The organism is Streptomyces anthophorae (genome assembly GCF_049310305.1).
Lineage (GTDB): Bacteria > Actinomycetota > Actinomycetes > Streptomycetales > Streptomycetaceae > Streptomyces.
In genome coordinates this window covers 8947087-8972033 of record NZ_JBLWQQ010000001.1, presented here as the reverse complement: position 1 = coordinate 8972033, position 24947 = coordinate 8947087, and the positions used below count along the sequence as shown (strand labels likewise).

The following is a 24947-nucleotide window of genomic DNA, read 5'->3' as shown; positions in this document are numbered from 1 at the left end:
TCACAGCTCGCACGGTCGCGGCTCCCCCGGCGACGGCGGCGCATCCGCCGGCCTCGCCCCGGATCACCCTGCGCGCCACGCTCGTCTGGGCGGCCGCCGTGGCCGCGCTGTGCGCCTCCGTCGCCTTCGCGATCACCATCGGCCCCGCGCAGATCCAGGTCGGGGACGTGTGGGCGGCGGTCGGCGACCGGATCGGCCTCGGGACCTCGGACCTCTCTCCGATCCGGGACGGCATCGTATGGAACCTGCGCCTGCCGCGGACGCTGCTCGCGGCGGTGTGCGGCGCCGGGCTCGCGGTGTGCGGCACGGTGCTCCAGGCGCTGCTGCGCAACCCGCTGGCCGATCCGTTCGTGCTCGGTGTCTCCTCGGGCGCTTCGACCGGGGCCGTGCTCGTCGTCGTCCTCGGCCTCGGCGGGGGCGCCGTCTCGGTGTCCGGCGGCGCGTTCGCCGGCGCCGTCTGTTCGTTCGCCCTGGTGCTGGTGCTCAGTCACACGCTGGGCGGCAGCACGGACCGGGTGGTGCTGTGCGGGGTCGCGGCGATGCAGCTGTTCTCGGCGCTGACCTCGTTCGTCGTGCTGACATCCGCCGACGCGGAGACGACGCGCGGGGTGCTGTTCTGGCTGCTCGGCTCGCTCAGCGGGGTCGGCTGGACCGAGGTGTGGCTGTGCCTGGCCGTGCTCGCCGTGGCGCTCGTGGTGTGTCTGGCGTACGGGCGCACGCTCGACGCGTTCGCCTTCGGCGCGGAGGCGGCGGCCGCGCTCGGCGTCCGGGTGGGCCGTACCCGGATCGTGCTGCTGTGCGTGACGGCGCTGCTCACGGCGGCGCTGGTGAGCGCGGCGGGGGCGATCGGCTTCGTCGGCCTGGTGCTTCCGCACGCGGCGCGCGCCCTGGTGGGTCCGGGGCACACCCGGCTGCTGCCGGTGACGGCGCTCGCGGGTGCGGTGTTCCTGGTGTGGGTGGACACGGTGGCGCGGACGGTGCTCGAACCGCAGGAGGTTCCGGTGGGTGTGGTGACATCGCTGATCGGTGTGCCGGCGTTCGTGCTGGTGCTCTACCGCCAGCGGGGTGTGCGATGACGGCGGGGCTGCGCGCGGAGCGTGTGTCGTGGTCGCCGGGCGGCGCGCTGGTGCTCGACGGGGTGTCCGTGACGCCGGAGCCCGGCACCGTCACCGGCGTCCTCGGCCCCAACGGCTCGGGCAAGTCCACGCTGCTGCGCATGCTCGCCGGGGTGCTGGCGCCGACCGCCGGCCTGGTCACGCTCGACGGCGACCCGCTCGCCTCGGTGGGCCGCAGGCAGGCCGCGCGGCGCATCGCCATGGTTCAGCAACAGGCCGACGCGCAGGTCGAGTTGACCGTCGCCGACGTCGTACGCCTGGGCCGGGTCCCGCACCGCCGCGCCTGGCAGCCCGCGTCGGCGGCCGACGAGGCGGCCGTGCGCGAGGCCCTGGAGCGCAGCGGTCTCGCCGACCGGGCACACCGGCTGTGGCACACCCTGTCCGGCGGCGAACGCCAGCGCGTCCAGATCGCGCGGGCGCTGGCGCAGGAGCCGCGCGAGCTGCTCCTGGACGAGCCGACGAACCACCTGGACATCCAGCACCAGCTCGAGCTGCTCGACCTGATCGGCACGCTGGGCATCACGTCCGTCGTCGCCCTGCACGACCTGAACCTCGCCGCCACGTACTGCGCGCGGGTCGTCGTGCTGCGCGAGGGCCGGGTGGTGGCGGCCGGCGAGCCGGGCGAGGTCCTGACCGAGGAGCTGATCGCCGAGGTGTACGGGGTGCGCGCCGAGGTCACCCGCCCCGGCGCCCGCCCGCACATCCGCTATCTGGGCACGACGGCGGGGCCCTAGGTCACTCGAAGCGCTCGACGTCCCCGGCCCCGCGCCGCACGATCTCGGCCTCGCCGCCGGAGAAGTCGATGACCGTGGTGGGCACCGTGCCGCAGTCGCCGGAGTCCACGACGGCGTCGACCTGGTGGTCGAGCTGCTCCTTGATCTCCCAGCCCTGCGTCAGCGGCTCCTCCTCGCCGGGCAGCAGCAGCGTGCTGGAGAGCAGCGGCTCGCCGAGCTCGGCGAGCAGGGCCTGCGTCACCACGTGGTCGGGGATGCGCACACCCACCGTCTTCTTCTTCGGGTGCTGAAGCTGGCGCGGCACCTCGCGGGTCGCGGGCAGGATGAAGGTGTAACTGCCGGGCGTGGCCGCCTTGATGGCGCGGAACACGTCGTTGTCGATCTGGACGAACTTGCCCAGCTGGGCGAAGTCCTGGCAGACCAGCGTGAAGTGGTGCCGGTCGTCGAGCTGCCGGATCGAGCGGATCCGGTCGACCCCCGCCCGGTTGCCGAGCCGGCAGCCGAGCGCGTAGCAGGAGTCCGTGGGGTAGGCGACGAGCGCGCTGTCGCGGATGCCGTCGGCGATCGCGGAGATCAGGCGCGCTTGCGGGTTTGCTGGGTGCACGTCGTAGTACCTGGCCATTCGGCGAGCGTACGGGATCGGACGCGCCACGCCGGGGTACACGGAGGGCGAATCGGGCGCACACGCGCGACAATCCCGACACCGGCCCACCCTGCCCTGGCCACGGCGCGTCCTCGGACCCATACTGGTCGCGCCCCGATCACTCACAGAACGACTCCATGGCGAAGAAGAACTCAACCCCGACACCCGTCCCCGACACCGTGTGGCTCGGACGCGGACGCCACCTCGGGCCCGAGCCCGAGCGCGACGTCCGGCGCAACCTGATCGCCCTCAAGGCGGCGGGTGTGCTCGACGACTTCCTCGACCTCGACCCCGAGGACGCGGCGCGCTCCACGGTGCTGCATCCGCGCGAGCCGGAGGCCGGTCCAGGACCCGGCGCCCGCCGGGTGTTCGAGGCACGGTGGCGCGTCGCCGACAACGTCACCGTGCGCGGCCAGCTCACGACGTACGACCCGGACTCCCGCGCCAAGGGCTCCGAGGGCGTCACCTGGGTCCTCGCCGCGGAGGCGGAGCGGCCCTGGGAGCTGTCCTGGCCGTCGCCCGCTCCGATGTTCTGGCCGGACAGCGAGCGGGTGCCGTGGGACCACGACACGGTGGCGGGGCTGCGCCTGCGGGCGCCGAACCACCTCCCCAAGGACGACGACGCGCTGCGCCGTCTCCTCAAGGACTGCTCGCGCTCCAGCTGGTACCTGCACGTCGTCGTCCACGAGGCGATGACACCGGACGCCCAGGGGCAGCGGTCCCTGACGCGGTTCCTGCCGCCGAGCCTCCAGCACCGCGTGATCGAGCACCGGGCGACGCCCGACCAGGCGCAGATCGTGGACTTCGGGCTGCGCAAGGACTTCAAGGCGGGGATGCCGCGCGGCGGCGCCGTCGTGCTGCCGACCACGCCGCCGCACCCGGACTACGCGGCGGACCGTTTCACCGTGCGCAGCGTCTTCCTCGACGGCAGCGAGCCGACGGAACTGCTCGACCGGATCCGGGAGTTCACCGCGTTCCCGCGGCCGCTGACCGACGAGGCGGAGGCCGCCCTCACGCGGCTGCGCGACGGCTGGCATCTGCTCACGCCCGACGAGGAGCTGACGCACGCGCAGGACATGGTCACGAAGTACGCCGAGGCGCTCGACGCCATGACCCGCTCCCGGGACAGCTACCGTGAGGCGGCCGAAGCGGCACGGGCCGCGCTCGCCGAGGCGCCGCGCGCGGAGAGCCCGTCGCACGCGCCGGCGGACCCGGATGGCAAGGACGCCTCACCGTTCGGCACGCTCGGCAAGGCGTTCGGACGGTTCCGGGGGCCGCACAAGTAGGTGGCAGGACTCACTGGTTCAGGTCCGGTGGGTTCGGGCGCCCGCCGCACGAGCGGGCGCCCGAACACTTCACTCCTCCTCCGCCTCCTCCTCGGCTCCCGGATCGGACATCCGCAGCGCGATCTCCTGCAACAGCTCGCTGGAGTTGACGTCCATGCGGCCCTCGTCGTGGACCTTGGCGAGCTGCGTGAAGAGGAACGCGAACGCCTCCACGAGCGACACGCTCGCCGGCATCAGCGCGGAGATGGTCAGTTCCGCCGCTTCCTCCGCGCTCGCCCCCGATGGGATCTCGATGGTCGGGAACACCTCCGACACGAGCCGCCCCAGCTGCGTCAGGTCGGTGTCCAGTGCCTCGCCGTCGCTGAGCCTGCGCACCATTTCGTGCGTCTCGGTGAGCACGCCGATGGCCCGCAGAATGATCTCCCTCTGTTCCATGTGCGGAGCTTATGCCGGGGCCCGCGCCGCGCGTGCAACGTGGTCGCAACGTCCCACCCCTTTGACTGTCCGGCATGAGCGACGTACCCCGCGTGGAGCTGACGGACGCGGCCGCCGAGCTGGTGCGGCGGCTGCGCGAGGCCCACGGTCCGCTGATGTTCCACCAGTCCGGCGGCTGCTGCGACGGCAGCGCCCCGATGTGCTACCTGGCGGGCGAGTTCCGCACGGGCGCCTCGGACGTGCTCCTCGCCGATCTCACGGTGGAGGGGGTGGCGGAGCCGGTGCCGTTCTGGATGTCCAAGAGCCAGCACGAGGTGTGGAGCCACACCCGCCTCATCGTCGACGTCGTCGAGGGCCGCGGCAGCGGCTTCTCCCTCGAAGCACCCGAGGGCGTACGTTTCCTCATCCGTTCCCGACTTGTCGGTACGTAGCCATCGACGCGCGACCCCGCGTCTGCTGAACTCCCCGCATGCAGACGAGAGTTGGCAAGAGAGGCAGAAGAGTCCTTGCGGCCCTCGGGGTCGCGTCGATGCTGGCCGGTGCCGCGCTGTCGGGTGCGGCACCGGTCGGCGCCACTTCGGGCGAGCGGGTCGCCCCCGGCGTCACGTACACGGAGTTCGACGTCCCCGCCGCCAAGGGCACCGCGCACGCCCATGTCCTCACCGTCGATCTGACCGACCCGCGTGTGCGGGTCGACCTCCTGCACCCCGGCGCGGTCGCGGCCCGCGCCACCGTCTCCTCGATGTCCGACACGGCCGGCGCCGTCGGCGGGGTCAACGGGGACTTCTTCAACATCACGGAGAGCCAGCATCCGGGCGTCGAGGTCACCGGAGCCTCCGTCGGCCCGGCCATCGCGAGCGGGCACACCCTCAAAGCGGCCGTGCCGAACGGGCAGCGCTTCGGCCCGGCCCTGCCGCCGGGCACCTCCACCCGGGACGTCCTCGGCGTCGGCGTCGACCGGCGGGCCCGCCTCGACAGCCTGGACCTCGACGGCTCGGTGCGCACCCCGGACGACCGGTTGCCGCTGGGCGGGCTGAACCAGTACGCCCTGCCGGTCGGCTCGGTGGGGGCGTTCACGTCCGACTGGGGCAGCGTGTCGCGGGTGCGGGCGACCTGCGGCACCGACACCCAGCGGGCGGCTCCGTGCAGCACGGACACGTATGAAGTGACCGTGCGGCGCGGGCGTGTCGTCTCCTCGGCCGACACACCCGGCAGCGGGCCCATCGCTGCCGGTTCCACGGTCCTGGTCGGCAGGGAGGCCGGGGCGCAGTGGCTGCGCAAGCTGTCGCCGGGCGACCCGGTCTCGGTCCACCACCGTCTCGTCGCCGCACGCTCGGACGTCCCGTACCGCTTCGCGGTGGGCGGCTATCCGGTGCTGCGCGACGGCGCGCCGCTGCCGGGTCTGGACGCGACGACGTCGGCGGTGCGCACGGCGGCGGGCATCGGTGACGGTGGCCGGAAGCTGATCCTGATGGCGCTGGACGGCGCCCCGGCCTACCGCACCGGCATGTCGATGACCGAAGTGGCCGCCACGATGCGGTCATTGGGCTCGTCCGACGCGTTCAGCCTGGACGGCGGCGGTTCGTCGACCCTTGTGGCACGCGCGCCCGGCGCGCCTTCGGTGACGGTCCGCAACCACCCCAGCGACCCGCCGGAGCGTGCGGTCGCGAACGGGATAGGGGTGTTCTCGGCCGCGAAGTAGAGCCACTGGAACGTCGGTCGCCCGGACGCACGACTGAGGTTCGTCCGGGCGACCGCCGGCGAGCGGGTTGCCTCAAGGGCTGAGGCTGCTGACCAGCCCTGCCGTGGACGTGATGCCGTCGTGGATGGTCGGGGCCGCGTCGGTGCCCGCGAGCAGGAAGCCCAGCAGGACGCACACGAGGGCGTGCGAGAACTTCATTGCCCCGTTGCGCAGGAACAGCACCGCGACGATGAGCAGCAACAGCACGACGGAAATGGACAGAGACATCGCCGAACCTCCTCCGCCACGTCAACACCGTGGCTATCGGCCGCAAGTGTGACGCAGCGGAGGGCGCCGACCGGGGCATGACCTGTCCCCCGAACGGGTGTTAACCCGGGGTCACCGGCCCGGACTCTTGTCGTGGGCCTCCAGGAACGCCCGAAGGCCGGCGAGATCGTCGGTGTTGAGGTGGTCGACGTCGGCGGCGATCAATTCGGTCCAGACGGCGTCCCGTTCGGGCCCGGCGACATCGGGTGTCGCCCAGAAGCGGACGCGCTGGCCGCGCGCGTGGGCGGCGCCGACGATCCCGCGCAGCTTGTCCCGCTCGGCGGCGGGCATGGGGCCGCTGCCCAGCCACGTGAAGTTGTTGGCCCAGTTGTCGCTGATGAGCGGGATGAACGAGGCGGGCGCCGGGGTGCCGAGGTCGGTGAGGCGGCCGTCGTAGAAGGCGCTGCGCCTGGTCTGCGCCTCCATCGGCGGGCGGGCGGCCCGGTCCCCTGAGACGACGACGGTGACGGCCCCGGTGTGCACGCGCCCGCGGTCGTACGTGGTGAAGAGGCGACCGTAGCGGCGCAATTGGCGGTCGAGTTCCTGATACGTCGCCGCGCCGTCGGTCTTGATGTCGACGAGGAGCTGCAACGGCGTGCGCCAACCCCGGTACACGGATCCGTGGTTGGCCTTCACGCGGGCCGCGAGCGGGTCGAGGTAGAGGGAGGCCAGGGTGCGGGAGGGGTCGAGGTCGACCGGGTCGTGGGCGACGAGGAGGTCGCCGTTGACGAGGTAGATGTCGGCCTCGACGCTGTTGAACCGCTGGTCGAGCGCGTCGAACAGGGGTCTCGGGTGCTCGTAGTCGTTGTGGGCGTGGGCGCGCCGCAGGGGTGCGGGCCCGCGCTTGGGCCCGGCGGCCTGGGCCGGGCCGGGTGTGGTGACACCAACTGCCAGCGCGGCGGCGAGGGTGCCGAGGGCTCTGCGGCGGGTGGTCGGGGCCATGCGTGCCTCCCGTGGTGGGCCGGTGGGACACGGCGAGTATGCGGGGCCCGGGTGGGCAACCGGCAGTAGTGGGAAGGGAGTTGGCGTGACTGGCACCCCCGGTTCACCGCTGGTCCACCACAACCCACTGGTCACGGGCGTGCATGATGGCGGGGAGGGGCGAAGGATCGACGGAAAGCGAAGGGAGTCGGCGGTGCGCCTGGCGGAGGGCGTGGTGGAGGAACTGCGCGAGGTGCTCGGTCCCGAGCTGGTGGCCGCGTATCTGTACGGCTCGGCGGTCTCCGGCGGCCTGCGCCCGCACAGCGACGTGGACGTGTTCGCGGTGACCGGCGCCGCCACGACACACGGTCAGCGCGCACGCCTCGTCCGCGGGCTGCTGGCCCTGTCGGGGGCGGGTGCGGCGCACGGCCAGGAGCGCCCGGTGGAACTGACGCTCGTACGGCTCACGGCGGTGCAGCCCTGGCGGTTCCCGCCGGTGCGGGAGTTCCAGTACGGCGAGTGGCTCCGGGACGCGTACGAGCGCGGGCGGACGCCGTCACCCGAGCCGGACGAGGACCTGGCTCTGCTGGTCACAATGGTGCGGCAGAGCGGTGTCGCCCTGTTCGGACCTCCGGCCGCCGAGCTGCTCGAACCGGTGCCGGCGGCCGATGTGCGGAGCGCGACGGTGGCCGGGATCCCTGCACTGCTCGACGAGTTGGAGACGGACACCCGCAATGTCGTCCTGACCCTGGCCCGCGTCTGGGCCACCCTCACGACCGGCGAGATCCTCTCGAAGGACGCGGCGGCGGACTGGGCACTCGCCCGCCTCCCGGAGCAGGGCCGTGCGGTCCTCGCACATGCCCGCGCGGTGTATCTGGGCGAGGCGAAGGAGTCGTGGGAGCGGCTGCGTTCCCGGCTGCGGCGCGAGGCGGAGGCACTGGTGACGGAGATCGAACGGGTCGTGTGAGCGTCAACTCCTTCAGGCGACGGCGTAGTCGCCGAGCGCAGGCTCAAGGAGGCCGAAGGCGGCTTCCGCCTCCTCGGTGACGATCCGGGCGATCTCGGTCTGGGACCGTCCCGCCAGCGTGAGGTCCTGGATGCGCTGGAACAGGATCCGGTGGGCCGTGCCGAGCAGTCCGGCGACGGTCTGCACGGTGATGTCGTCCGGCGCGGCACCGACCGCTTCCGCGAGCGCCTCGGCAAGGGCGCGCTCGCGCTGGTCGTGCAGGCCGCGCAGGCAGACCACGAGGGCCGGGCTGTCGGCGACCATGCGGGCGAAGTCGGGGCCCGAGAACCCGGAGACCGGATCGGCGGTCTCGACGGCCTCGACGAAGTCCCGGCGCAGCGCCGCGAGGGCGGACTCGCCGGCCTGCCGGGCGGCCACCGTCCGCGCCAGGGACTCGACGAACGCGTCCTGGTGATCCAGAGCCAGATCCTCCTTGCGCGGGAAGTAGTTGGTCACCGTCTTCTTGGCGACACGCGCGGCGACGGCGATCTCGGCGATGGTGGTCCGCTCGAACCCCTGGGACAGGAAGAGCCGGGTGGCGTGGTCGGAGATGAGCTGCCGGGTCTCCTGCTTCTTGGTCTCCCGCAGGCCGGCGGGGTGTGCGGGCGCGGTGCTGTCGATAGCCATGAAGAGAAACTTACCACCGTGGCATTTTTATATTGACACCCCCGATGAACCCCAGCTAACTTTACGTCCGTCGTAAGTTTGCCCCGAGACCCCACAAAGGAGACCCCTCTTGCAGATCACCGCGTCCACCGTCTCGCTCACCGTCGCCGACGTCACCGCGTCCCAGCGCTTCTACACCGCCCACCTCGGCTACGCCGTGCAGGCCGAGGCCGACGGCTTCGCCTCCCTGACGCGCGAGGACGCGGCCCTGGACATCGTGCTGCTGGCACGCGGCACCGAGGCGTGCTCCCCGCCGACCAGCGCGACCAGCACGCCTCGGGTCTGATCGTCGCGTTCACCGGCACCGGCATCGAGAAGGAGGAGCAGCGGCTGCGCGAAGAGGGCGTCGAGATCACGATGCCGCTGCGCGAGGAGCCCTGGGGCGAGCGGCTGTTCCAGGTGACGGACCCGAACGGGGTGGTCGTCCAGTTCGTGGAGTGGGCCGCCGCTGCCGAAGGAGCAGGCGTGGAGGCCTGATCCCATCGACTAGTCCCCCGCCACCTCCGCCCACTCCACGGTCCGCCCGCACCACCGCTCGAGCAGCACCCGGTCGTGGCCCACGGCAAGGAGGCCCGCCCCGGTCTCCCGCCGGTAGTCCTCGACCACGCCCACCAGCGCGGCCGTGGTCGACGCGTCGAGCATCGCGGTCATCTCGTCGCAGATCAGCCAGCGGGGGCGCAGGGTGAGGGCGCGGGCGAGGCAGGCGCGCTGGAGCTGGCCGTCGCTGACCTCGTGGGGGCGGCGGGCCAGCAGGTCGGTGGAGAGGCCGACCGTGTCGGCCAACTCCCGTACGCGGGCGGTATGGTCGGCGCCGTTCGCGCGCAGGGGTTCCGCGATCAGGTCCGCGAGGCGCAGGCGCGGGTCGGCGGACAGGCGGGGCTGCTGGAAGACGACGCCGAACGCGGTGCGCTGGGCGCGTGGGGCGCGATGTCGCCAGCCGCGCACCTCCTCGCCGTCGACGACCACACGGCCTGCGTCCGGGGCGTGCAGCAGCGCCGCGACGCGGGCAAGGGTCGACTTGCCACAGCCGCTGGGGCCGAGGAGGCCGACGCTCTCGCCGGGACGGACGGTCAGTGTCGCGTCGCGGACGACCGGGGCGCGGCGGTCGTAGCCCGCGGTGATGGAGTGCAGTTCAAGCACGGGTGGCCTCCTGGTGGGCCGGTACGGGGTGGTGGCAGGCCACGCCGTCCGTGAGCGCGGGCAGCGCCGCGCACCGGTCGTCGGCGCCCGGGCAGCGCGGCGCGAACGCGCAGCCCTCCCCCAGCGCGCCCAGTTCCGGCGGCATCCCGGGGATCGGGGTGAACTCGCGGTCGGGCAGGGCGTTCAGGAGCCCCCGGGCGTACGGGTGTCGGGGGCCCGGCGCTCCGAAGAAGGCGTCCGCGTCGGTGAGTTCGACGATGCGGCTCGCGTACATGACCGCCACCCGGTCCGCGATCCGTTCCGCCGCCGCGAGATCGTGCGTGATCAGCAGCAGCCCGCGGTCGCCGCCGATGTGGCGGCGCAGTTCGTCCACCGTGCGCTCGACGAGCTCGCGGTCGAGGCCGGTGGTCGGCTCGTCCGCCAGAAGCAGTGGCGCGTCCCCGACGAGGGCGAGCGCGGTCGCGGCGCGCTGCGCGAGTCCGCCGGAGAGTTCGTGGGGGTGGCGGTCGAGGTGGTCGAGCGGGAAGGCGGCCCGCTCGGCCGCCGTCACGACGGCTTCCTCCAGGCGCGGGCCCCTGCGCGGAGCTCCCGTCAACTGCCGCAGCGTCTCCGACAGTTGGGAGCGGACCGTGCGGACCGGCGTGAGGTGCGCGGCCGGGCTCTGCGGCACCAGGCCGATCCGGCGACCGCGCACCGTGCGGGCGAGCGTCGTCTCGTCGGCCGCCATCAGGTCCAGGTCGCCGAGGCGCGCCGCCCCCGCCGTCTCCGCATTCTGCGGCAGCAGGCCGAGGAGCGCCGAGGCCAGCACGGACTTGCCGCAGCCGCTCTCGCCGACGAGGGCCAGGCACTCCCCCGCCCCCAGGTCGAAGGTGGCGTCGCTGACGGCCCGTACGTACGCGCCGTCGCGCATCCGGAACCGTACGGACAGGCTTTCCACCGAAAGCACCGTGGTCACAGGGTCAGCTCCGATCGGCGGCGGGGGTTCAGGCGCTCGCGCCAGGCGCCCGCGAGCCCGGCGATGGCCAGCGTCGGCACGATGGTGAACAGGCCGGGGAACAGGGTCGGCCACCAGTCGCCCGCGAGGAGCGAGCCGCGTGCCGTCTGTACGAGCGTGCCGAGACTGGCCTGGTGGGTGGGCAGGCCCAGGCCCAGGAAGGACAGGGCGGATTCGTGCCAGATGGCGTGCGGGACCATGAGGACCGCGGCGAGCGCGGCCTGTGGCAGGACGCCGGGGAGGAGGTGTCTGGCCGTCACCCGCCACCGTGACGCTCCGCCGGAGATCGCCGCGTCCACGTAGGGACGCGAGCGCAGCGACAGCACCTCCGCGCGCACGATGCGGGCGGTCGACAGCCAGTGCGTGAGGCCCACCGAGATCACGACCGGCCACACGCCCGGCCGGAACATCGCCACGATGAAGATGCCGAGCAGCAGGTGTGGCACGGACGAGAAGGTGTCCACGACCCGCATCACTCCGCGGTCCACCCAGCCGCCGAGCGCGCCCGCGAGCGCCCCGACGGCGGTGCCGATGACGGTCGCGACGACGGCGGCGACGACACCGACGAGCAGCGAGACCCGCAGCCCGTACACACAGCGCAGCAGCAGATCCCGGCCGACGTCGTCGGTGCCGAACGGGTGCGCCCAGGACGGCGGCCGGAGCTTCGCGGCGAGGTCGACGGCCTGCTGGTCGAGATCGGTGAGCGGCGGCACGAGCAGCACCGCGAACACCACCGCCGCCACGATCACGGCGGACGAACGCACCCGCCACGCGCGCGTGGAGCGGCGCCGCGCCCCGCGCGTACGCCAGGGAAGAGTCAGGTCAGCCATCGAAGCCCACCCTCGGATCGGCGATGCCGTACAGGAGGTCGGCGGCCCAGTTCCCGGCGAGCACGGCGAGCGTCGCGAGGACCGTGACGGCCGCGAGCAGCGGGAAGTCAACGGACGTGGCCGCCTGCACGGTCGCGGCGGCGATGCCCGGCCAGCTGAACACCGTCTCCACGAGCAGCGCCCCGGTGATGAGTTCGGGCACCCGGGAGCCGATGAGCGTGAGCACGGGCAGCGTGCCGGAGCGCAGAGCGTGCCCGAACAGGACGGTGCGCGGTGCGATGCCGCGCGCCCTGGCCCCGCGCACGGGGTCCTCGTCGAGCGCGTCGCCGACGCCTTGGCGGACGTACAGGACGAACCACGGAAGCTGCGAGATGGCCAGCACGCCCGCGGGGAGCGCGAGATGGGACAGCACCTGGCCTGCGGTGATCGTCGACGAGCCGGTATCGGTGAGGCCGCCTGCGGGCAGCACGCCGAGTTTCAGCGCGAACAGCCACACGGCGAGCAGGCCGAGCCAGAACGGGGGCGCGGCCTCCAGCGTGTACGCGAGCGAGGTGATCGCCCGGTCGAGCCAGCCGCCCTGGCGGCGCGCGGCCAGCACGCCCAGGAGCGTGCCGAGGACGACCGCGACGAGGAACGCGGTGGCGGCAAGCAGTACGGACCAGCCGAGCCGTTCGCCGATGACCTGCGCGACCGGCTGCCGCATGACGGCCGAGTCGCCGAGGTCGCCGGTGAGCGCGGACGTGAGCCAGTCCCACCAGCGCGCGAACAGGGGTTGATCGACGCCGAGGTTGACCCGCAGCTGGTCGAGGTTCTCCTGTGACGCGGTGAGCCCGGCCGTGCCCGCGTAGGCCTTGACCGGGTCGAAGGGGGACGCCGCGGCGATCGCGAAGACGCCGAGGGTGACGGCGGCCAGGACGGGCACGGCGAACACGATCCGCCGGCCCGTCAGGCGCGCCATCGGCCCCCAGGGGAGCCGCCTGCTCATGCCTTCCAGTCCTCCACGTTCCACCACGGCCCGGAAGCCAGCCCGTGGTCGTGGGGTTCGACCTGCGTGGTCAGCTCGCCGAACTTCTTGTCGACCACGTAGAGGTGGTCGATGTGGGTGAGGAAGGTGTAGCCGGGGTCCTTCACCAGTTCGCGCTGGACCGTGTCGTAGGCGGTCTGCCGCTTCGCCTTGTCGTCGGTGCGGCGGGCGTCCTCCAGGGCGGCGTCGACCTTCTTGTTGTCGTAGTGCGCCATGTTGTTGAAGCCGTCGCCCGCGAGGGAGGACTTGAGCATCGTGTACTGGTCGAAGTCGGGGTCGGCGGGGGCGCCGCCGCCCGCGAGCACCGCATCCTTGGGCATGCGGGGCATGATGACCTCCCAGGTGCCGCTCTCGACCTTGACGTCGATGCCGAGCTTCTTGGCGTCGGAGGCGTAGGCGAGGGCGTGGTCCTGGCGGAGCTTGTCGCCGGTGAGGTACCAGAGCGGGAACGCGGCGCGGACGCCGTCCTTCTTGCGGATGCCGTCCTTGCCGGGCTTCCAGCCGGCCTCGTCGAGCAGCTTCTTGGCCTTGGCGAGGTCGTGCGCGCGCTCGGTGCCCTGGGTGAACCAGGGGCTGTCGGTGGGCACGGGCCCGTAGGCCGCCTTGCCCGCGCCCTCCAGGATCTGGTCGACCATGGCCCTCCGGTCCACGCCGATGTCGAGGGCGCGGCGGATGTCGTTGTCGCCGGTCACCTTGTTGCCGGTGGGCAGGGTGACGACGCGGTAGTCGAAGGAGTTCGCCGCGTAGGTCTTCTTCGCCGTGTCGGACTTGAAGGTCTTGGCGAGGTTGGGCGGCAGGATCGCGCCGTCCAGGTCGCCGGAGCGCAGCCGGGTGGCGCGCACGTCGTCGTCCTTGATGATCGCCATGGTGAAGTTCTTGATCTTCGGCGCGCCGCCCCAGTAGTCGGGGTTGGCCTTGAAGACGAGCTTCTCGCCCTTGGACCACTTCACCAGCTCGTACGGTCCGGTACCGATGGGCTTGGTGGTGAACCGGCCGTTGTTCACGTCCTGCCTCCCCGCCACGTGCTCGGGCGCGATGGGCAGGACGGTGCGCTCGGCGAACGGCGCGTAGGGGTACTTGAGGTGGAAGACGACGGTGTCGTCGCCCTTCGCCTCGACGTCCTCGACGGCGTCCAGCTCGGTCTTGGAGGCGTTGTTGGTCTTCTCGTCGAGGATGCTCTCGTACGTGAAGACGACGTCCTTCGACGTGAACGGCTTGCCGTCGCTGAACTTCACGCCGTCGCGCAGCTCGTACGTGTAGGTGCGCCCGTCGTCGGTGACCTTCGGCAGCTCGGCGGCGAGCGCGGGCTTGAGCCTCATGTCGGCGTCGTGCGTGAGCAGTCCGTCGAAGATCTTCGAGTTGCCGTCCTTGCCGTAGCCGAGGAGCGGGCTGAGGCTGTCGGGCTCGTAGGCGATGCCGACGACGGCGCTGTCACCGCCGCCGCCCTTGGCGTCGTCGTTGGGCGCCGCGCAGGCGGCGGTCAGTGTCAGTGCGCCGACCGCCGCCCCCGCTATGACGCTCCTTGCCGGACGTGCCACGCCACCCACCCCTATTCAAGATCAACGGTTATTGCGAACGAGTCGCAATAATGTCATCTCGTCAAGGAGAGGTAAAACCCGGCTGTGCAGTTGTTGTGCGCGCGGGACCTGCTCAGGGAGCGCGCAGGTCGACCAGTTCGGCCAGTTCCTCCCGGTGCCGTCCCGCGGTGCCGAGCGCGATCGAGTCGGCCTTGGCGCGCTTGAGGTAGAGGTGGATCGGGTGCTCCCACGTCATGCCGATGCCGCCGTGCAGTTGCAGGGCCTCCTCGGCGGCGTGCACCGCGACGGGCGCCGCGTACGCCTGGGCGACGGCGACCGCGATGTCGGCATCCTCGCTGCCGGTGGCCAGCGCGTCGGCGGCATTGCGCGCGGCGGCACGGGTGTTGACCGTCTCCAGCCACAGCTGGGCGAGGCGGTGCTTGAGCGACTGGAAGGAACCGACGGGCCGGTTGAACTGGTTGCGCTCCTTCGTGTAGCGCACCGTCTCCGTCAACAGCCAGTCGGCCAGCCCCAGTTGCTCGGACACCAGCAGCCCGGCACCGGCGCGCAGCGCACGCCGCACGGCCGTGGCCGCGCTGCCGGTCAGCTTCCGCCCGGCGGCCCCCGCGAAGGTCACGGCGGCCAGCGGGCGCGTGCGGTCCAGCGAGACCTGCGGCTCGACCGTGACACCCTCGGCGCCCGCGTCGACCGCGAACAGGCCGCTCGCGGTCGGCACCAGGAACACATCGGCGGCGACCGCGTCCGCGACTCCGGTCACGCGGCCGGTCAGGGCCCCGCCCTCGTCCCGTACGTCCCTGAAGTCCTGCCCGGCCGTGGCCGACAGCGGCACGGTGAGCGCGCCGACGGAGCGGCCGGAGGCGAGCGCGGCGAGCACACCGGTCGCCTCGTCGCCCTCGCACGCGAGCAGCGCCTCCGTGGCGATGACCGCACTGGTCAGGTACGGGACCGGGGCGACGGCCCGCCCCAACTCCTCCAGGACGACGGCCGCCTCGCGGTGCGAGGCACCCTGGCCGCCCTTGTCCTCCGGGACGAGGAGCCCGGCCAGGCCCATCGTCTCGGCGAGGTTCTTCCACAGCTCGCGGTCGTGCGGCGCGTCCGTGTCGACGCGGGCGAGGACCTCGGTGGCATCGCAGTGGTCGGTGAGCAGGTCGCGGACCGCGGAGCGGAGCGCTTCCTCCTCCTCGGAGTAGAGGAGGTGGGGCTCACTCGTGGCAGTGGTGGTCATCGGGCGAGGTCCTTCCAGGCGACGTCCTTGTCGGTGCGCGGCTCGGACGGCAGGCCCAGGACGCGCTCGGCGACGATGTTCAGCAGGATCTCGCTCGTCCCGCCCTCGATGCTGTTGCCCTTGGCGCGCAGATACCGGTATCCGGCCTCGCGGCCCGCGAAGTCGACGATCTCGGGCCTGCGCAGGGTCCAGTCGTCGTACAACAGCCCTTCCTCGCCGAGGAGTTCGACCTCAAGGCCGCTGATCTCCTGGTTGAGACGGGCGAAGCCGAGCTTCATGCCGGCGCCCTCGGGTCCCGGGTGTCCGGCGACGAGCTGCTGACGCAGTCGTTCGGACGTGAGCCGGGCGACCTCGGACTCGACCCACAGCTTGACGAGGCGCTGGTGCAGGTCGTGGGTGCGCAGCTCGGGGCGCTCGCGCCAGGTCTTGGCGACGATGCCGACGAGCCCGCCCTCGCGCGGCACCCGCATGCCACCGATGGAGACGCGCTCGTTGTTGAGGGTGGTCTGGGCGACTCGCCAGCCGTCGCCGACCTCGCCGAGCCGGTGGGCGTCGGGGATGCGGACGTCGGAGAGGAACACCTCGTTGAACTCGGCCTCGCCGGTGATCTGGCGCAGCGGCCTGACCTCGACGCCGGGGTCGGTCATGTCGCACACGAAGTACGTCATGCCCTTGTGCTTGGGCACGTCCGGGTCGGTGCGGGTGACGAGGATCGCGAAGCGGGCGTTGTGCGCGTTGGACGTCCACACCTTCTGGCCGTTGACGACCCAGGTGTCTCCGTCGCGGACGGCGCGGGTGCCGAGCGCGGCGAGGTCGGAGCCCGCGCCGGGCTCGCTGAAGAGCTGACACCAGATCTCCTCGCCGACCCACAGCGGCTTCAGGAAACGCTGCTTCTGCTCGTCGGTGCCGTAGCGCAGGATGGTGGGGGCGGCCATGCCGAGGCCGATGCCGTTGCGCCGCGGGTTGTTGTCGGGCGCGCCCGCGGCCGTCAGCTCGGCCTCGACGACGGCCTGGAGCGCGCGCGGCGCGTCGAGCCCGCCGAGGCCCTCCGGGTAGTGCACCCAGGCGAGCCCGGCGTCGAAGCGGGCGCTGAGGAAGTCCTCGCGCGACGTGCTCGCGGGCGGGTGCGCGGCGAGGAACTCCTGGGTCTTCTCGCGCAGATGTGCTGCGTCGACGGTCATGCCGCGGCTCCTTCCGTCGTACGGGAGTTCAGGCCCGGCACGACCACGACGCGGCCCGTCGTGACGCCGTCGGCGACGCGCTGCACGGCGGACGCGGCGTCGCTCAGGTCGACACGCTCGCTGACCAGGGGCTTGATGGCGCCGCTCGCGGCCAGCTCGGTGAGCTTCTGGTGGCAGTGCGGGATGAGCTTCGGGTTCTTGGTGGCGTACAGGCCCCAGTGCAGCCCGAGGATCGAGTAGTTCTTCACCAGCGCGTGGTTGAGCGCGGCGGTCGGGATGACGCCGGAGGCGAAGCCGACGACGATGATGCGCCCCTCGAAGGCGACGACCTTCGTGGACTGCTTGTACGCGTCGCCGCCCACCGGGTCGTAGATCACGTCGGCGCCGCGGCCGCCGGTGGCCTCCTTCACGGCGGCGATGACGTCCTCGGAGCGCCGGTCGATCACCACGTCACAGCCGAGTTCGGCCGCGACCTTCGCCTTCTCGGGCCCGCCGACGACGCCGATGACGCGGGCGCCCGCGGCCTTGCCGAGCTGTACGGCGGCGCTGCCGACCCCGCCCGCGGCGGCGTGCACGAGCAGCGTCTCGCCCGCCTGGAGGTGGGCGCGCTGGTGCAGGCCGAACCAGCCCGTCTGGTAGCCGATGTGCAGGGCGGCGACCTCTGCGTCGTCCAGCGAATCGGGCGCGGGCAGCAGGGACTTCGCGTCCGCGACCGTGTACTCGGCGAGCCCGCCGCGCGGCAGCACGGGGTTGGCGATGACGCGGCGGCCGTCCTCCGTCTCGCCGCAGATCTCCACGCCAGGCGTGAACGGCAGCGGCGGTGTGACCTGGTACTGCCCCTTGCAGAGCAGGGCGTCCGGGAAGTTGATGTTGGCGGCGCGCACCTTGAGCAGAACCTGCCCCTCGCCGGGCACGGGACGCTCCACCTCTTCGAGGCGCATCACCTCGCTCGGCTCGCCGTTCTCGTGCACTTGCCATGCCTGCATGCGGAGCCTCCACGGGACTGCTTCGTCAAACCGGGTTCGGCCGCATACTAAGCGGTCGCTTGCCGATCTGTGAATGCCCTGGAGGGGTACGGATGCCGGTCGGGCGGCGCGGAGCTCAGTCGGACTTCTTGCGCGCGGGCCGCGCCCGTACGTGCATCCGCTCACCCTGCGGTCCGAACAGCACCAGGAACTCGGCGGGGCCCTCGCCGGTGGACCCGAACCAGTGCGGCACGCGCGTGTCGAACTCGACGGCCTCCCCCGGCTCGAGCACCACATCGTGCTCGCCGAGCAGCAGCCGGAGCTTCCCGGAGAGCATGTACAGCCACTCGTAGCCCTCGTGCGTCTTCTGCTCGGGCTCGATGCGGCGCTTCGGCTCGATCACCTTGTACGCCTGGAGCCCGCCCGTCTTGCGCGTCAGCGGGATCATGGTCCGGCCGCCCCGCATGATCGGCTTCGCCTGTACCCGCGGGTCCTCCACCGGCGGGGCGCCGACCAGCTCGTCCAGCGGCACCTTGTGGGCGCGGGCGATGGGCAGCAGCAGCTCAAGGCTGGGCTTGCGCAGGCCCGATTCCAGGCGGGAGAGCGTGCTCACGGAGATGCCGGTGGTCTCGGAGAGCCCGGACAGCGTGGCCCCGCGGTCCTTGCGCAGCGCGCGCAGCCGGGGCCCGACGCCGGACAGGACGGCGTCCATGCTCGCCTCGGACTGCTCGTCTTCCAGATGCTCATGACCTTGCCGATTCATGCGTCCATTGCAGTTTCAGCAAGCTTGTTTGTCAATACGGCGAGTTCGGGTGCACCTTCGGGAGCAAGGCAATTTCGAGTGCGAGGTGGGCACCATGCAGACTCCGATGCAGGTCGACGTCCAGGTCGAGAAGAACGCGTACGACGTCGTGGTCGTCGGCGGCGGGACGGCGGGCCTGTCGGCCGCGCTGATCCTGGGCCGCTCGCTCCGCTCGGTCCTGGTGGTCGACGCGGGCGAACCCCGCAACGCGCCGGCCGCGCACATGCACGGCTTCCCCTCGCGGGACGGCATGCCGCCGGCCGAGTTCCTGGCGGAGGTGCGGCGCGAGGTCACCGGGTACGGCGTCGAGCTGGTGCGGGACCGGGTGGCGGCGGCGGAGCCCGACGGCGCGGGCGAGTTCGAGGTGACCCTGGCGCAGGGCGGCCGGGTGCACGCACGACGCCTGATCGTGGCGACCGGCCTGGTGGACGACCTCCCGGACATCCCCGGCCTCGCCGAACGCTGGGGCGACGACGTGATCCACTGCCCGTTCTGCCACGGCTACGAGGTCCGCGACCAGCCCATCGCCGTCCTGTACCGCAAGGCGACGGGCATCCACCAGGCTCTGCTCTTCAGCGGCCTGTCCTCCGACGTGACGCTGTTCCTGAACGGCGCGGACGAGGACGACCTCCCCGACGAGCACTGGCAGAGCCTTGCGGCGGCCGGGGTGAGCGTGGTGAGCGGCAAGGTCGACGGCGTCGAGGTGACGGACGGCCGGCTGAGCGGGGTGCGCCTCGAGGGCGGCCGGGTGTTCCCGCGCTCGGTGGTGGTCGTCCCGACCGTGATGGTGCCGCGCGACTCCCTGCTGAGCGTCCTCGGGGCCCGGACCAAGGAGACCCCGATGGGGCCGTTCGTCGAGGTGGACCCGACCGGCCTGACCAGCGTCCCGGGCGTCTGGGCGGCGGGCAACGCGACCGGCCCCGCGGAACAGGTCGTCAACGCGGCGAGCGCGGGCTACCGGGCGGGCGTCGCCCTCCACGCGCAGCTGCTCCAGGCGGACCTGGACCGGGAGGTGGCCCGGCGCCGCGCCGGGGTGTTCTCACCGGAGGGCGAGCAGGCCGTGGCGCGGGCGCGCGGGGTGTCGGCCGCGGCGTGAGGGCGAAGCGGCGCCGCCCGGCTCAGGCGTACTCGGCGACAGGAGCGTCCTGCGCGAGGGGCCGGTTCCGCCGGTGCCGGCGGTGGGTGAGCAGGAAGACGAGCAGTCCGAGCAGCGTCATCGCGGCGCCGACCACGGCCAGCACCGGATAGTGCGGGCCGTGGTCCAGGACGAGGCCGCCGACCGCGGACCCGAAGGCGACGCCCGCGTTGAACGAGGCGGCTGCGAGGGCGGAGACCAGGGCGGAGGCAGCACCGGCGAGGTACAGGACGTAGGACTGGAGCGGGGGGACCATCCCGAAGCCCGCGCCGCCGAGCAGCACCAGCAGGACCAGCACGGCGGGAAGGACCGAGCCCAGCGCCCACAGCGCCAGCAGTGCGGCGATCAGGAGGCCGAGGATGACGATCACCGTTCGGGTCACCGACCGGTCCGCGTACCGGCCGCCGAGGGTGTTGCCGGCGATCAGGCCCGCGCCGAACAGGAGCAGGAGCCAGGTGACGGAGCCGGTGGACACACCGGTCACGGTGGTCAGGTACGGGGCGATGTAGGTGTAGACGACGAACAGGCCCCCGTAGCCGAGCGCGATGGCGAGGAACGCGGCCCACAGCGCTCCGCCGCGCAGGACGCCGAAGCCGCGGTCCTCCCCTTCCCCGGCACCGCCCGCGGTCGTGCCGGGCAGGAGCAGCCACATGGCAAGGGCTCCGACGGCAGCCAGGGCGGAGACGACCCAGAAGGCGGACTCCCAGCCGGCCGCGCGGCCGACGACGTTGCCGATGGGAACACCGATCACGTTGGAGACGGTGAACCCGGTGAAGACCACGGCGATGGCCGTGGCCCGCCGGTTCGGGGCGACCAGACCGCCCGCGATGGTGATCGCGGTGCCGAGGAAGCCGCCGAGCATCGCCCCGGCGAGCGCGCGGGAGACGGACACCATCAGCAGGCTCCCGGCGAGGGCGGTGAGGGCGTTGGCGATCAGGAAGACGAGGGCCAGGCCGGTCACGAGGGGCTTGCGGGGCAGCCGGAGCGTGGCGGCGGCGACGAGCGGGCCGCCGATCATCGCGCCGAGCGCGAAGCTGGTGGTCACCCAGCCGGCCTGGGAGACAGGGACCCCGAGATCGTTGCTGATCAGGGGCAGCAGGCCGTTGGGGACGAGCTCCGCCGTGCCCAGGGCGAAGGCGGTCAGAGCGAGGGCGAGGATGGGGAGTGGCATGCGTTCGATCGTGGGAGATGCGCAGCTCAGCTACCAGATCCCGGTTTTTGCCCTCCTGCGCGAGGGTGGCACTCACAGGGATATGGTCGCGCGTCGGCACCCCGCATACGGTTGATATATGAACGATCCGGGTGATCTGGCCGTGTTCCTGCGGGCCAAGCGCGCCGTGCTGGCGCCGGAGGCGACTCCCCTCAACGGGTTCGGGGTGCGCCGCCGCGTCCCCGGGCTGCGCCGGGAAGAGGTCGCGCAGCTGGCCGGGGTCAGCGTCACGTACTACACGCGCCTGGAGCAGGGCCACAGCCGACACGCCTCCGACGAGGTCCTGCTCGCCCTGGCGCGGGCGCTGCAGCTGTCGGTCACCGAGACCGAGCACCTGCTCGACCTGGCACGCGCCAAGCGCACCGCCGCGCCCGCACAGGACACCGGTCCGGAAACCGTCAGCCCGAACGCGCGGACCTTGCTGTCCCTGGTCTCCGCGCGGCCCGCGGTCGTCCTCGGCCGCCGCAACGACGTGCTGGCCTGGAACGACCTCGGGCACGCCCTGATCGCCCCGCACCTGCCCGCCGACGCGCCCGAGCACCCCGGCACCCGGCCCTCGCTGCCCCGCCTGCTCTTCCTCGACCCGCAGTCCCGGTCCTTGTACCGGGACTGGGACCAGGAAGCCGCCGACTACGTCGCCTACCTGCGGCTGATCAGCGGCAAGTACCCGGAGGACGAGGCCCTGACCCGCATGGTCGGCGAACTGTGCGTGCACGACGACGCGTTCGCCGCCCTGTGGGCCTCGGGGCGCGTCGGCGAATGCGTCGCCGGCACCAAGCGCATGGTCCACCCCGGTGCCGGGGAGATCACCGTCGACTTCCAGCTCTGGGCCCAGACGGACCGGCCCGAGCACCGCATCGAGATCTACGAGCTGCGGGACGACGCGGACGGAACCCGCACCCGCGCCCTGCTGGACGCGTCCGCGGCCCGTACGCCCCGGTAGGCGCGCCCCTCCAGAAACGCCGCCTCACTCGCAGGGCGCCGGCGGGTTCTACGCCCGCTCTTCCGCCACCGGCGGCGACTCCCACCGCAGCAGGTCCCCCGGCTGGCACTCCAGGACCTCGCAGAGAGCGGCGAGTGTCGTGAAGCGGACCGCCTTGGCGCGGCCGTTCTTCAGGACGGCGAGGTTGGCGGGGGTGATGCCCACGCGCTCGGCCAGCTCGCCCACGGACATCTTCCGCTTGGCCAGCATCACGTCGACGTCGACGACGATCGGCATCAGATCACCTCGTCCAGCTCGGCCTTCAGCTCCGTCGCCTGCGCGAGCAGCATGCGCATCACGAGCACCACGAGCGCGACGCCGAGGATCGCCAGGCCGATGCCGCCCATGATGAGCGTGACGCCCGGGTCCTCCCGCTGGCCGGGCGCGTTGACGGCCGTGACCGTGAACCACAGGAGGGCGACGGCGACGATCGCGCCGATCACCCCGTTCACGTAGCGGAAGGCCGCGTGCGAGAAGACGGTGCCGCGGCGGACCATCCCCACGAGTCGGCCTACGCAGACCAGCGCGAACTGCGCCGCCAGCATGCCCAGGACGGTGATCACGCGGAAGGCCGTCAGGGGGCGGGTCCCGTCCTCCGGGTCGCTCCCGCTGATCAACATCCACACCATCGACACCTGCACGAACACCGTGCCGACGAACACCACCGCCAGTACGGCGCGCAGCGCCCTCACGGCCCAACTCCCCATGACTCCACCCCACTCTTGCATCGAATGACGATGGGAATCTATCGAAAATCGATAGGCGCGGCAAATGACGGCCTCGTCCTGGGCATGGAAGGTTGAGCGTTCAGGAGGTATCCATGTGCGCCATGACGCACTCCTCGTCCGCCCCGCGCGGCCTCCCCGCCCCTCCCCCGCTCGGCGCGTCCGCGCTGCCGCCGGACACCTACGACGGCCGGCTCGTGCTGGTGACCGGGGGTGGGACGGGGCTCGGGCGGGCCGTCGCCACGGAGTTCACACGGCTCGGGGCCGACGTGATGATCGTCAGCCGGAAGTCGGAGCATCTGGCGCCCGCGCGCGAGGAGTTGCAGGCGGTCGAGGGCGCGGGACTGATCACGGCGGCGACCTGCGACATCCGGGACGCGGCCCGGATCACGGAGGTCTTCGACGCGGCGATCGCGGCGCACGGTCGGACACCGGACGTCCTGGTGAACAACGCGGCCGCCAACTTCCCCGTACCGGCCGAGGAGTTGTCACCGAACGGCTGGCGCTCGGTCGTCGACATCACGCTCAACGGCACGTACTTCATGACCCGCGAGTTCGGCCGCCGCCACCTGGCCGCGGGCACGCCCGGCTCGGTGATCGCCATCGGCGCGTCGTACGCGTGGACGGGCGGCCCCGGCTACGCGCACAGTTCGGCGGCGAAGGCGGGGGTGAAGAACCTGGTGGAGACGCTCGCCGTGGAGTGGGGCCCGTACGGGATCCAGGTCAACGGCCTCGTGCCGGGCCTCATGCCGCACGAGGACATGACGCCCGACATCCGCGGGAACCTCGACCGCGCCGAGGACCCGGCCGCCCGCCAGCCCGCGCTCCGGGTGGGCGCGCCAAGGGAGTTGGGCTGGGCGGCGACGTTCCTCGCCTCGCCCTACGCCCGGTTCGTCAGCGGCCACACGCTGGTGGTGGACGGCGCGAACTGGCAGCGGCGCGCCCTGGTCAACGATCCGGTGATACCGGTGCGGGAGCAGTTGGGGCGCGGCCCGTTCGCACCGTGACCGCGCCGCGGGACATCAGCCGATCAGCCGAGCCGCTGCCCGTACACACGGTCCACCGCCATCGCCATCAGCACCCGGCGGTCGGACACCATCACGGACCGGTACTCGTTCCAGTCCGGGTGTTCACCGGCCGCCTTGCGGTAGTACTCGACGAGCGCCTCGACCTCGGGCCCCTTGGGGTCGGTGCCCGGCCCGACGAGCGTCACGGCGCCCTCGGCGGTGGCCCAGGCCCGACCGTCCGGGTCCGTCACCTCCAGTGCGGCGCGGGGGTCGCGGCGCAGGTTCGCGGTCTTGGCGCGGCCCTCGGTCATCGACACGTACAGGGTCTCGGTCTCGGGGTCGTAGAACGGCTGCACCGGCGAGAGCTGCGGCCGGCCGTCGGCCTTGAGCGTGGCGAGGACGCCGAGCCTGCTCTCGGCGAGGAGGGTGCGGGGATCGAAGGGTGCGGAGGTCATGGTCACCTTTCGGGCGGGGACGGACGCTGCGGCGTCGACGCGCTCCGCCGACACCTTTGCGAACATCTCACGCGCCCCGGTATTCCGGCGGCCTGCGCCGCGCCTTCGCCGTGAACCCTTCGGTCGCGTCCTCGGAGGTGAGGGTCAGCGCCGCGCTCATGGCGACCCGGTCGAGCGCCGCGTCGAGTCCCGTGTCGGCGTAGGCGTCGATGTCGCGCTTGACGGACTGCACGGCGAGCGGCGCGTTTCCGGCGATCTCGGCGGCCACCTCGCGCGCGGCGCGCTCCAACTCGTCGACCGGTACGACCTGTTGGAGGAGGTTGAGCCGGTGTGCGGTATCCGCGTCGATGCGCCGCCCGGTCAGCGCGAGGAACTTCGCCCACCCGGCCCCCGCCTCCCGCGCGATCCGCAGATCCCCGCCCGCGTCGACGGCCACGCCCAACTGCGCCTCCGGCAGCGCGAACACGGCGTCGTCGGCCGCGATCCGCACATCCGCCATGAGCGCCAGCTCGAACCCGAAGCCCAGGCAGTACCCCTGGACGGCGGCGACCACCGGCTGCGGAAGCCCCGCGAACGCGGCGAAGCGCTCGTGCACCCACCGGATGCCTTCGTAGTACGCCCGGTGCCGCGCGGAACCGCTCTCCCCCTCGATGCCCCCGCCGGGCGCCGTGACATCGATCCCGGCGCAGAAGGCCCGCCCCTCGGCGCGCAGGAGCACCACCCGTATCCGGTCGTCGAACCGGATCCGGTCGGCCATGACACCGAGCTGCCGACTCGACTCCCAACTCCAGGCGTTGAGCTTGGCGGGACGGCACAGGGTGAGCACACCGACGCCGTCCTTCCCGACATCGAGGCGCATCCGCCGCTCGTCGCCTTCGGGGATGCGGGTGTCGATCGTGTCGATCATCCGCGCAGGGTAG

The 24947-nt window shown here is 72.3% G+C and carries 28 protein-coding genes and 1 pseudogene; 10 read left to right on the top strand and 19 right to left on the bottom strand.

The window, feature by feature from the left end; translation table 11 throughout:
• Positions 1-62 precede the first annotated feature (62 nt).
• Both ACNYS0_RS41050 and ACNYS0_RS41045 read left to right on the top strand, forming a co-directional pair.
• Positions 63-1076: a FecCD family ABC transporter permease gene (locus tag ACNYS0_RS41050; RefSeq protein ID WP_422482906.1), complete on the top strand. Its 1014-nt coding sequence runs from the start codon at positions 63-65 to the stop codon at positions 1074-1076.
• Complete coding sequence (locus tag ACNYS0_RS41045; RefSeq protein ID WP_422481727.1) at positions 1073-1849, top strand: ABC transporter ATP-binding protein; 777 nt, start codon at positions 1073-1075, stop codon at positions 1847-1849. The genes ACNYS0_RS41050 and ACNYS0_RS41045 overlap by 4 nt, the downstream gene beginning before the upstream one ends.
• 1 nt (position 1850) lies before the next feature.
• Here the strand turns inward: ACNYS0_RS41045 and ACNYS0_RS41040 are convergent, their stop codons facing one another.
• Positions 1851-2471 (bottom strand): L-threonylcarbamoyladenylate synthase, encoded by a 621-nt coding sequence (locus ACNYS0_RS41040; protein WP_422481725.1) that lies wholly within the window; start codon positions 2469-2471, stop codon positions 1851-1853.
• 158 nt (positions 2472-2629) lie between these two features.
• Between ACNYS0_RS41040 and ACNYS0_RS41035 the strand changes: the two genes are divergently transcribed.
• Positions 2630-3778 carry a hypothetical protein gene (locus ACNYS0_RS41035; RefSeq protein ID WP_422481723.1) on the top strand — a complete coding sequence of 383 codons (1149 nt, stop codon included), beginning with the start codon at positions 2630-2632 and terminating at the stop codon, positions 3776-3778.
• Between the two features lie 69 nt (positions 3779-3847).
• Here ACNYS0_RS41035 and ACNYS0_RS41030 read toward each other — a convergent pair whose 3' ends face one another.
• The gene (locus ACNYS0_RS41030) at positions 3848-4213 is read right to left on the bottom strand and encodes a hypothetical protein (protein WP_422481721.1); all 366 of its coding nucleotides are present in this window, start codon (positions 4211-4213) and stop codon (positions 3848-3850) included.
• Positions 4214-4287: 74 nt separating this feature from the next.
• Here ACNYS0_RS41030 and ACNYS0_RS41025 point away from each other — a divergent pair, with 74 nt between their 5' ends.
• Positions 4288-4644 (top strand): DUF779 domain-containing protein, encoded by a 357-nt coding sequence (locus ACNYS0_RS41025; RefSeq protein WP_422481719.1) that lies wholly within the window; start codon positions 4288-4290, stop codon positions 4642-4644.
• Positions 4645-4682: 38 nt separating this feature from the next.
• Positions 4683-5915, top strand: coding sequence for a phosphodiester glycosidase family protein (locus ACNYS0_RS41020; RefSeq protein WP_422481717.1), 1233 nt, complete (start codon positions 4683-4685; stop codon positions 5913-5915).
• A gap of 72 nt (positions 5916-5987) precedes the next feature.
• Here the strand turns inward: ACNYS0_RS41020 and ACNYS0_RS41015 are convergent, their stop codons facing one another.
• The gene (locus ACNYS0_RS41015) at positions 5988-6182 is read right to left on the bottom strand and encodes a hypothetical protein (RefSeq protein ID WP_385755053.1); all 195 of its coding nucleotides are present in this window, start codon (positions 6180-6182) and stop codon (positions 5988-5990) included.
• Positions 6183-6293: 111 nt separating this feature from the next.
• The gene (locus ACNYS0_RS41010) at positions 6294-7163 is read right to left on the bottom strand and encodes a phosphatidylinositol-specific phospholipase C/glycerophosphodiester phosphodiesterase family protein (RefSeq protein ID WP_422481715.1); all 870 of its coding nucleotides are present in this window, start codon (positions 7161-7163) and stop codon (positions 6294-6296) included.
• An 85-nt stretch (positions 7164-7248) separates the two neighbouring features.
• Here ACNYS0_RS41010 and ACNYS0_RS41005 point away from each other — a divergent pair, with 85 nt between their 5' ends.
• Positions 7249-8109 (top strand): aminoglycoside adenylyltransferase family protein, encoded by an 861-nt coding sequence (locus tag ACNYS0_RS41005; RefSeq protein WP_422481713.1) that lies wholly within the window; start codon positions 7249-7251, stop codon positions 8107-8109.
• 12 nt (positions 8110-8121) lie between these two features.
• Here ACNYS0_RS41005 and ACNYS0_RS41000 read toward each other — a convergent pair whose 3' ends face one another.
• On the bottom strand, positions 8122-8775 hold the full coding sequence (locus ACNYS0_RS41000; RefSeq protein ID WP_422481711.1) for a TetR/AcrR family transcriptional regulator: 654 nt from the start codon (positions 8773-8775) through the stop codon (positions 8122-8124).
• A gap of 109 nt (positions 8776-8884) precedes the next feature.
• Here ACNYS0_RS41000 and ACNYS0_RS40995 point away from each other — a divergent pair.
• Positions 8885-9291, top strand: a pseudogene (locus tag ACNYS0_RS40995) (VOC family protein).
• 9 nt (positions 9292-9300) lie between these two features.
• Here ACNYS0_RS40995 and ACNYS0_RS40990 read toward each other — a convergent pair.
• From ACNYS0_RS40990 to ACNYS0_RS40950, 9 genes are all read right to left on the bottom strand, one after another.
• A complete protein-coding gene (locus ACNYS0_RS40990; protein WP_422481709.1) occupies positions 9301-9954 on the bottom strand; it encodes an ABC transporter ATP-binding protein in 654 nt (217 codons plus the stop codon).
• Entirely contained in the window at positions 9947-10864 is a 918-nt protein-coding gene (locus ACNYS0_RS40985) for an ABC transporter ATP-binding protein (protein WP_422482905.1), read from the bottom strand. Before ACNYS0_RS40985 ends, ACNYS0_RS40990 begins: the two co-directional genes overlap by 8 nt.
• A gap of 41 nt (positions 10865-10905) precedes the next feature.
• Positions 10906-11778, bottom strand: a complete 873-nt coding sequence (locus ACNYS0_RS40980) for an ABC transporter permease (RefSeq protein WP_422481707.1) — start codon at positions 11776-11778, stop codon at positions 10906-10908.
• Positions 11771-12763 (bottom strand): ABC transporter permease, encoded by a 993-nt coding sequence (locus ACNYS0_RS40975; RefSeq protein WP_422428883.1) that lies wholly within the window; start codon positions 12761-12763, stop codon positions 11771-11773. The genes ACNYS0_RS40980 and ACNYS0_RS40975 overlap by 8 nt, the downstream gene beginning before the upstream one ends.
• Complete coding sequence (locus ACNYS0_RS40970) at positions 12760-14340, bottom strand: ABC transporter substrate-binding protein (RefSeq protein WP_422481705.1); 1581 nt, start codon at positions 14338-14340, stop codon at positions 12760-12762. Before ACNYS0_RS40970 ends, ACNYS0_RS40975 begins: the two co-directional genes overlap by 4 nt.
• A 112-nt stretch (positions 14341-14452) precedes the next feature.
• Positions 14453-15565 (bottom strand): acyl-CoA dehydrogenase family protein, encoded by a 1113-nt coding sequence (locus ACNYS0_RS40965; protein ID WP_422481703.1) that lies wholly within the window; start codon positions 15563-15565, stop codon positions 14453-14455.
• Positions 15562-16746: an acyl-CoA dehydrogenase family protein gene (locus tag ACNYS0_RS40960; RefSeq protein ID WP_422481701.1), complete on the bottom strand. Its 1185-nt coding sequence runs from the start codon at positions 16744-16746 to the stop codon at positions 15562-15564. Before ACNYS0_RS40960 ends, ACNYS0_RS40965 begins: the two co-directional genes overlap by 4 nt.
• Positions 16743-17732, bottom strand: a complete 990-nt coding sequence (locus ACNYS0_RS40955) for an NADPH:quinone oxidoreductase family protein (RefSeq protein ID WP_422481699.1) — start codon at positions 17730-17732, stop codon at positions 16743-16745. Before ACNYS0_RS40955 ends, ACNYS0_RS40960 begins: the two co-directional genes overlap by 4 nt.
• A gap of 115 nt (positions 17733-17847) precedes the next feature.
• Complete coding sequence (locus ACNYS0_RS40950; protein ID WP_422481697.1) at positions 17848-18474, bottom strand: helix-turn-helix domain-containing protein; 627 nt, start codon at positions 18472-18474, stop codon at positions 17848-17850.
• Between the two features lie 94 nt (positions 18475-18568).
• On the opposite strand from ACNYS0_RS40950, the gene ACNYS0_RS40945 reads away from it, so the two are divergent.
• A complete protein-coding gene (locus ACNYS0_RS40945) occupies positions 18569-19609 on the top strand; it encodes an NAD(P)/FAD-dependent oxidoreductase (RefSeq protein WP_422481695.1) in 1041 nt (346 codons plus the stop codon).
• A 22-nt stretch (positions 19610-19631) separates the two neighbouring features.
• On the opposite strand, the gene ACNYS0_RS40940 is transcribed toward ACNYS0_RS40945, so the two are convergent.
• Positions 19632-20819, bottom strand: coding sequence for an MFS transporter (locus ACNYS0_RS40940; RefSeq protein ID WP_422481693.1), 1188 nt, complete (start codon positions 20817-20819; stop codon positions 19632-19634).
• Between the two features lie 118 nt (positions 20820-20937).
• Between ACNYS0_RS40940 and ACNYS0_RS40935 the strand changes: the two genes are divergently transcribed.
• A complete protein-coding gene (locus ACNYS0_RS40935) occupies positions 20938-21801 on the top strand; it encodes a helix-turn-helix domain-containing protein (protein ID WP_422481691.1) in 864 nt (287 codons plus the stop codon).
• A 48-nt stretch (positions 21802-21849) separates the two neighbouring features.
• Here ACNYS0_RS40935 and ACNYS0_RS40930 read toward each other — a convergent pair whose 3' ends face one another.
• On the bottom strand, positions 21850-22077 hold the full coding sequence (locus tag ACNYS0_RS40930) for a helix-turn-helix domain-containing protein (RefSeq protein ID WP_422481689.1): 228 nt from the start codon (positions 22075-22077) through the stop codon (positions 21850-21852).
• A complete protein-coding gene (locus ACNYS0_RS40925; protein ID WP_422482904.1) occupies positions 22077-22547 on the bottom strand; it encodes a DUF2975 domain-containing protein in 471 nt (156 codons plus the stop codon). The genes ACNYS0_RS40930 and ACNYS0_RS40925 overlap by 1 nt, the downstream gene beginning before the upstream one ends.
• A 113-nt stretch (positions 22548-22660) precedes the next feature.
• On the opposite strand from ACNYS0_RS40925, the gene ACNYS0_RS40920 reads away from it, so the two are divergent.
• Positions 22661-23572, top strand: a complete 912-nt coding sequence (locus tag ACNYS0_RS40920; protein WP_422481687.1) for an SDR family oxidoreductase — start codon at positions 22661-22663, stop codon at positions 23570-23572.
• Between the two features lie 23 nt (positions 23573-23595).
• On the opposite strand, the gene ACNYS0_RS40915 is transcribed toward ACNYS0_RS40920, so the two are convergent.
• Positions 23596-24027, bottom strand: coding sequence for a PPOX class F420-dependent oxidoreductase (locus ACNYS0_RS40915; protein WP_422481685.1), 432 nt, complete (start codon positions 24025-24027; stop codon positions 23596-23598).
• Positions 24028-24094: 67 nt separating this feature from the next.
• Complete coding sequence (locus ACNYS0_RS40910) at positions 24095-24934, bottom strand: enoyl-CoA hydratase/isomerase family protein (protein ID WP_422481683.1); 840 nt, start codon at positions 24932-24934, stop codon at positions 24095-24097.
• Between the last annotated feature and the right edge of the window lie 13 nt (positions 24935-24947).

What these genes read in the sequence shown, in the direction of transcription:
- ACNYS0_RS41045 (WP_422481727.1), top strand. Translation starts at nt 1,073, where the DNA reads ATGACGGCGGGGCTGCGCGCGGAGCGTGTGTCGTGGTCGCCGGGCGGC.
- ACNYS0_RS40945 (WP_422481695.1), top strand. Translation starts at nt 18,569, where the DNA reads ATGCAGACTCCGATGCAGGTCGACGTCCAGGTCGAGAAGAACGCGTAC.
- ACNYS0_RS40925 (WP_422482904.1), bottom strand. Translation starts at nt 22,547, where the DNA reads ATGGGGAGTTGGGCCGTGAGGGCGCTGCGCGCCGTACTGGCGGTGGTG.
- ACNYS0_RS40915 (WP_422481685.1), bottom strand. Translation starts at nt 24,027, where the DNA reads ATGACCTCCGCACCCTTCGATCCCCGCACCCTCCTCGCCGAGAGCAGG.
- ACNYS0_RS40950 (WP_422481697.1), bottom strand. Translation starts at nt 18,474, where the DNA reads ATGAATCGGCAAGGTCATGAGCATCTGGAAGACGAGCAGTCCGAGGCG.
- ACNYS0_RS41040 (WP_422481725.1), bottom strand. Translation starts at nt 2,471, where the DNA reads ATGGCCAGGTACTACGACGTGCACCCAGCAAACCCGCAAGCGCGCCTG.
- ACNYS0_RS40955 (WP_422481699.1), bottom strand. Translation starts at nt 17,732, where the DNA reads ATGCAGGCATGGCAAGTGCACGAGAACGGCGAGCCGAGCGAGGTGATG.
- ACNYS0_RS41025 (WP_422481719.1), top strand. Translation starts at nt 4,288, where the DNA reads ATGAGCGACGTACCCCGCGTGGAGCTGACGGACGCGGCCGCCGAGCTG.
- ACNYS0_RS40985 (WP_422482905.1), bottom strand. Translation starts at nt 10,864, where the DNA reads ATGCGCGACGGCGCGTACGTACGGGCCGTCAGCGACGCCACCTTCGAC.
- ACNYS0_RS40940 (WP_422481693.1), bottom strand. Translation starts at nt 20,819, where the DNA reads ATGCCACTCCCCATCCTCGCCCTCGCTCTGACCGCCTTCGCCCTGGGC.
- ACNYS0_RS40980 (WP_422481707.1), bottom strand. Translation starts at nt 11,778, where the DNA reads ATGGCTGACCTGACTCTTCCCTGGCGTACGCGCGGGGCGCGGCGCCGC.
- ACNYS0_RS41015 (WP_385755053.1), bottom strand. Translation starts at nt 6,182, where the DNA reads ATGTCTCTGTCCATTTCCGTCGTGCTGTTGCTGCTCATCGTCGCGGTG.
- ACNYS0_RS40965 (WP_422481703.1), bottom strand. Translation starts at nt 15,565, where the DNA reads ATGACCACCACTGCCACGAGTGAGCCCCACCTCCTCTACTCCGAGGAG.
- ACNYS0_RS40910 (WP_422481683.1), bottom strand. Translation starts at nt 24,934, where the DNA reads ATGATCGACACGATCGACACCCGCATCCCCGAAGGCGACGAGCGGCGG.
- ACNYS0_RS41035 (WP_422481723.1), top strand. Translation starts at nt 2,630, where the DNA reads ATGGCGAAGAAGAACTCAACCCCGACACCCGTCCCCGACACCGTGTGG.
- ACNYS0_RS40935 (WP_422481691.1), top strand. Translation starts at nt 20,938, where the DNA reads ATGAACGATCCGGGTGATCTGGCCGTGTTCCTGCGGGCCAAGCGCGCC.
- ACNYS0_RS41000 (WP_422481711.1), bottom strand. Translation starts at nt 8,775, where the DNA reads ATGGCTATCGACAGCACCGCGCCCGCACACCCCGCCGGCCTGCGGGAG.
- ACNYS0_RS41020 (WP_422481717.1), top strand. Translation starts at nt 4,683, where the DNA reads ATGCAGACGAGAGTTGGCAAGAGAGGCAGAAGAGTCCTTGCGGCCCTC.
- ACNYS0_RS41010 (WP_422481715.1), bottom strand. Translation starts at nt 7,163, where the DNA reads ATGGCCCCGACCACCCGCCGCAGAGCCCTCGGCACCCTCGCCGCCGCG.
- ACNYS0_RS40930 (WP_422481689.1), bottom strand. Translation starts at nt 22,077, where the DNA reads ATGCCGATCGTCGTCGACGTCGACGTGATGCTGGCCAAGCGGAAGATG.
- ACNYS0_RS40920 (WP_422481687.1), top strand. Translation starts at nt 22,661, where the DNA reads ATGTGCGCCATGACGCACTCCTCGTCCGCCCCGCGCGGCCTCCCCGCC.
- ACNYS0_RS41030 (WP_422481721.1), bottom strand. Translation starts at nt 4,213, where the DNA reads ATGGAACAGAGGGAGATCATTCTGCGGGCCATCGGCGTGCTCACCGAG.
- ACNYS0_RS40975 (WP_422428883.1), bottom strand. Translation starts at nt 12,763, where the DNA reads ATGAGCAGGCGGCTCCCCTGGGGGCCGATGGCGCGCCTGACGGGCCGG.
- ACNYS0_RS40960 (WP_422481701.1), bottom strand. Translation starts at nt 16,746, where the DNA reads ATGACCGTCGACGCAGCACATCTGCGCGAGAAGACCCAGGAGTTCCTC.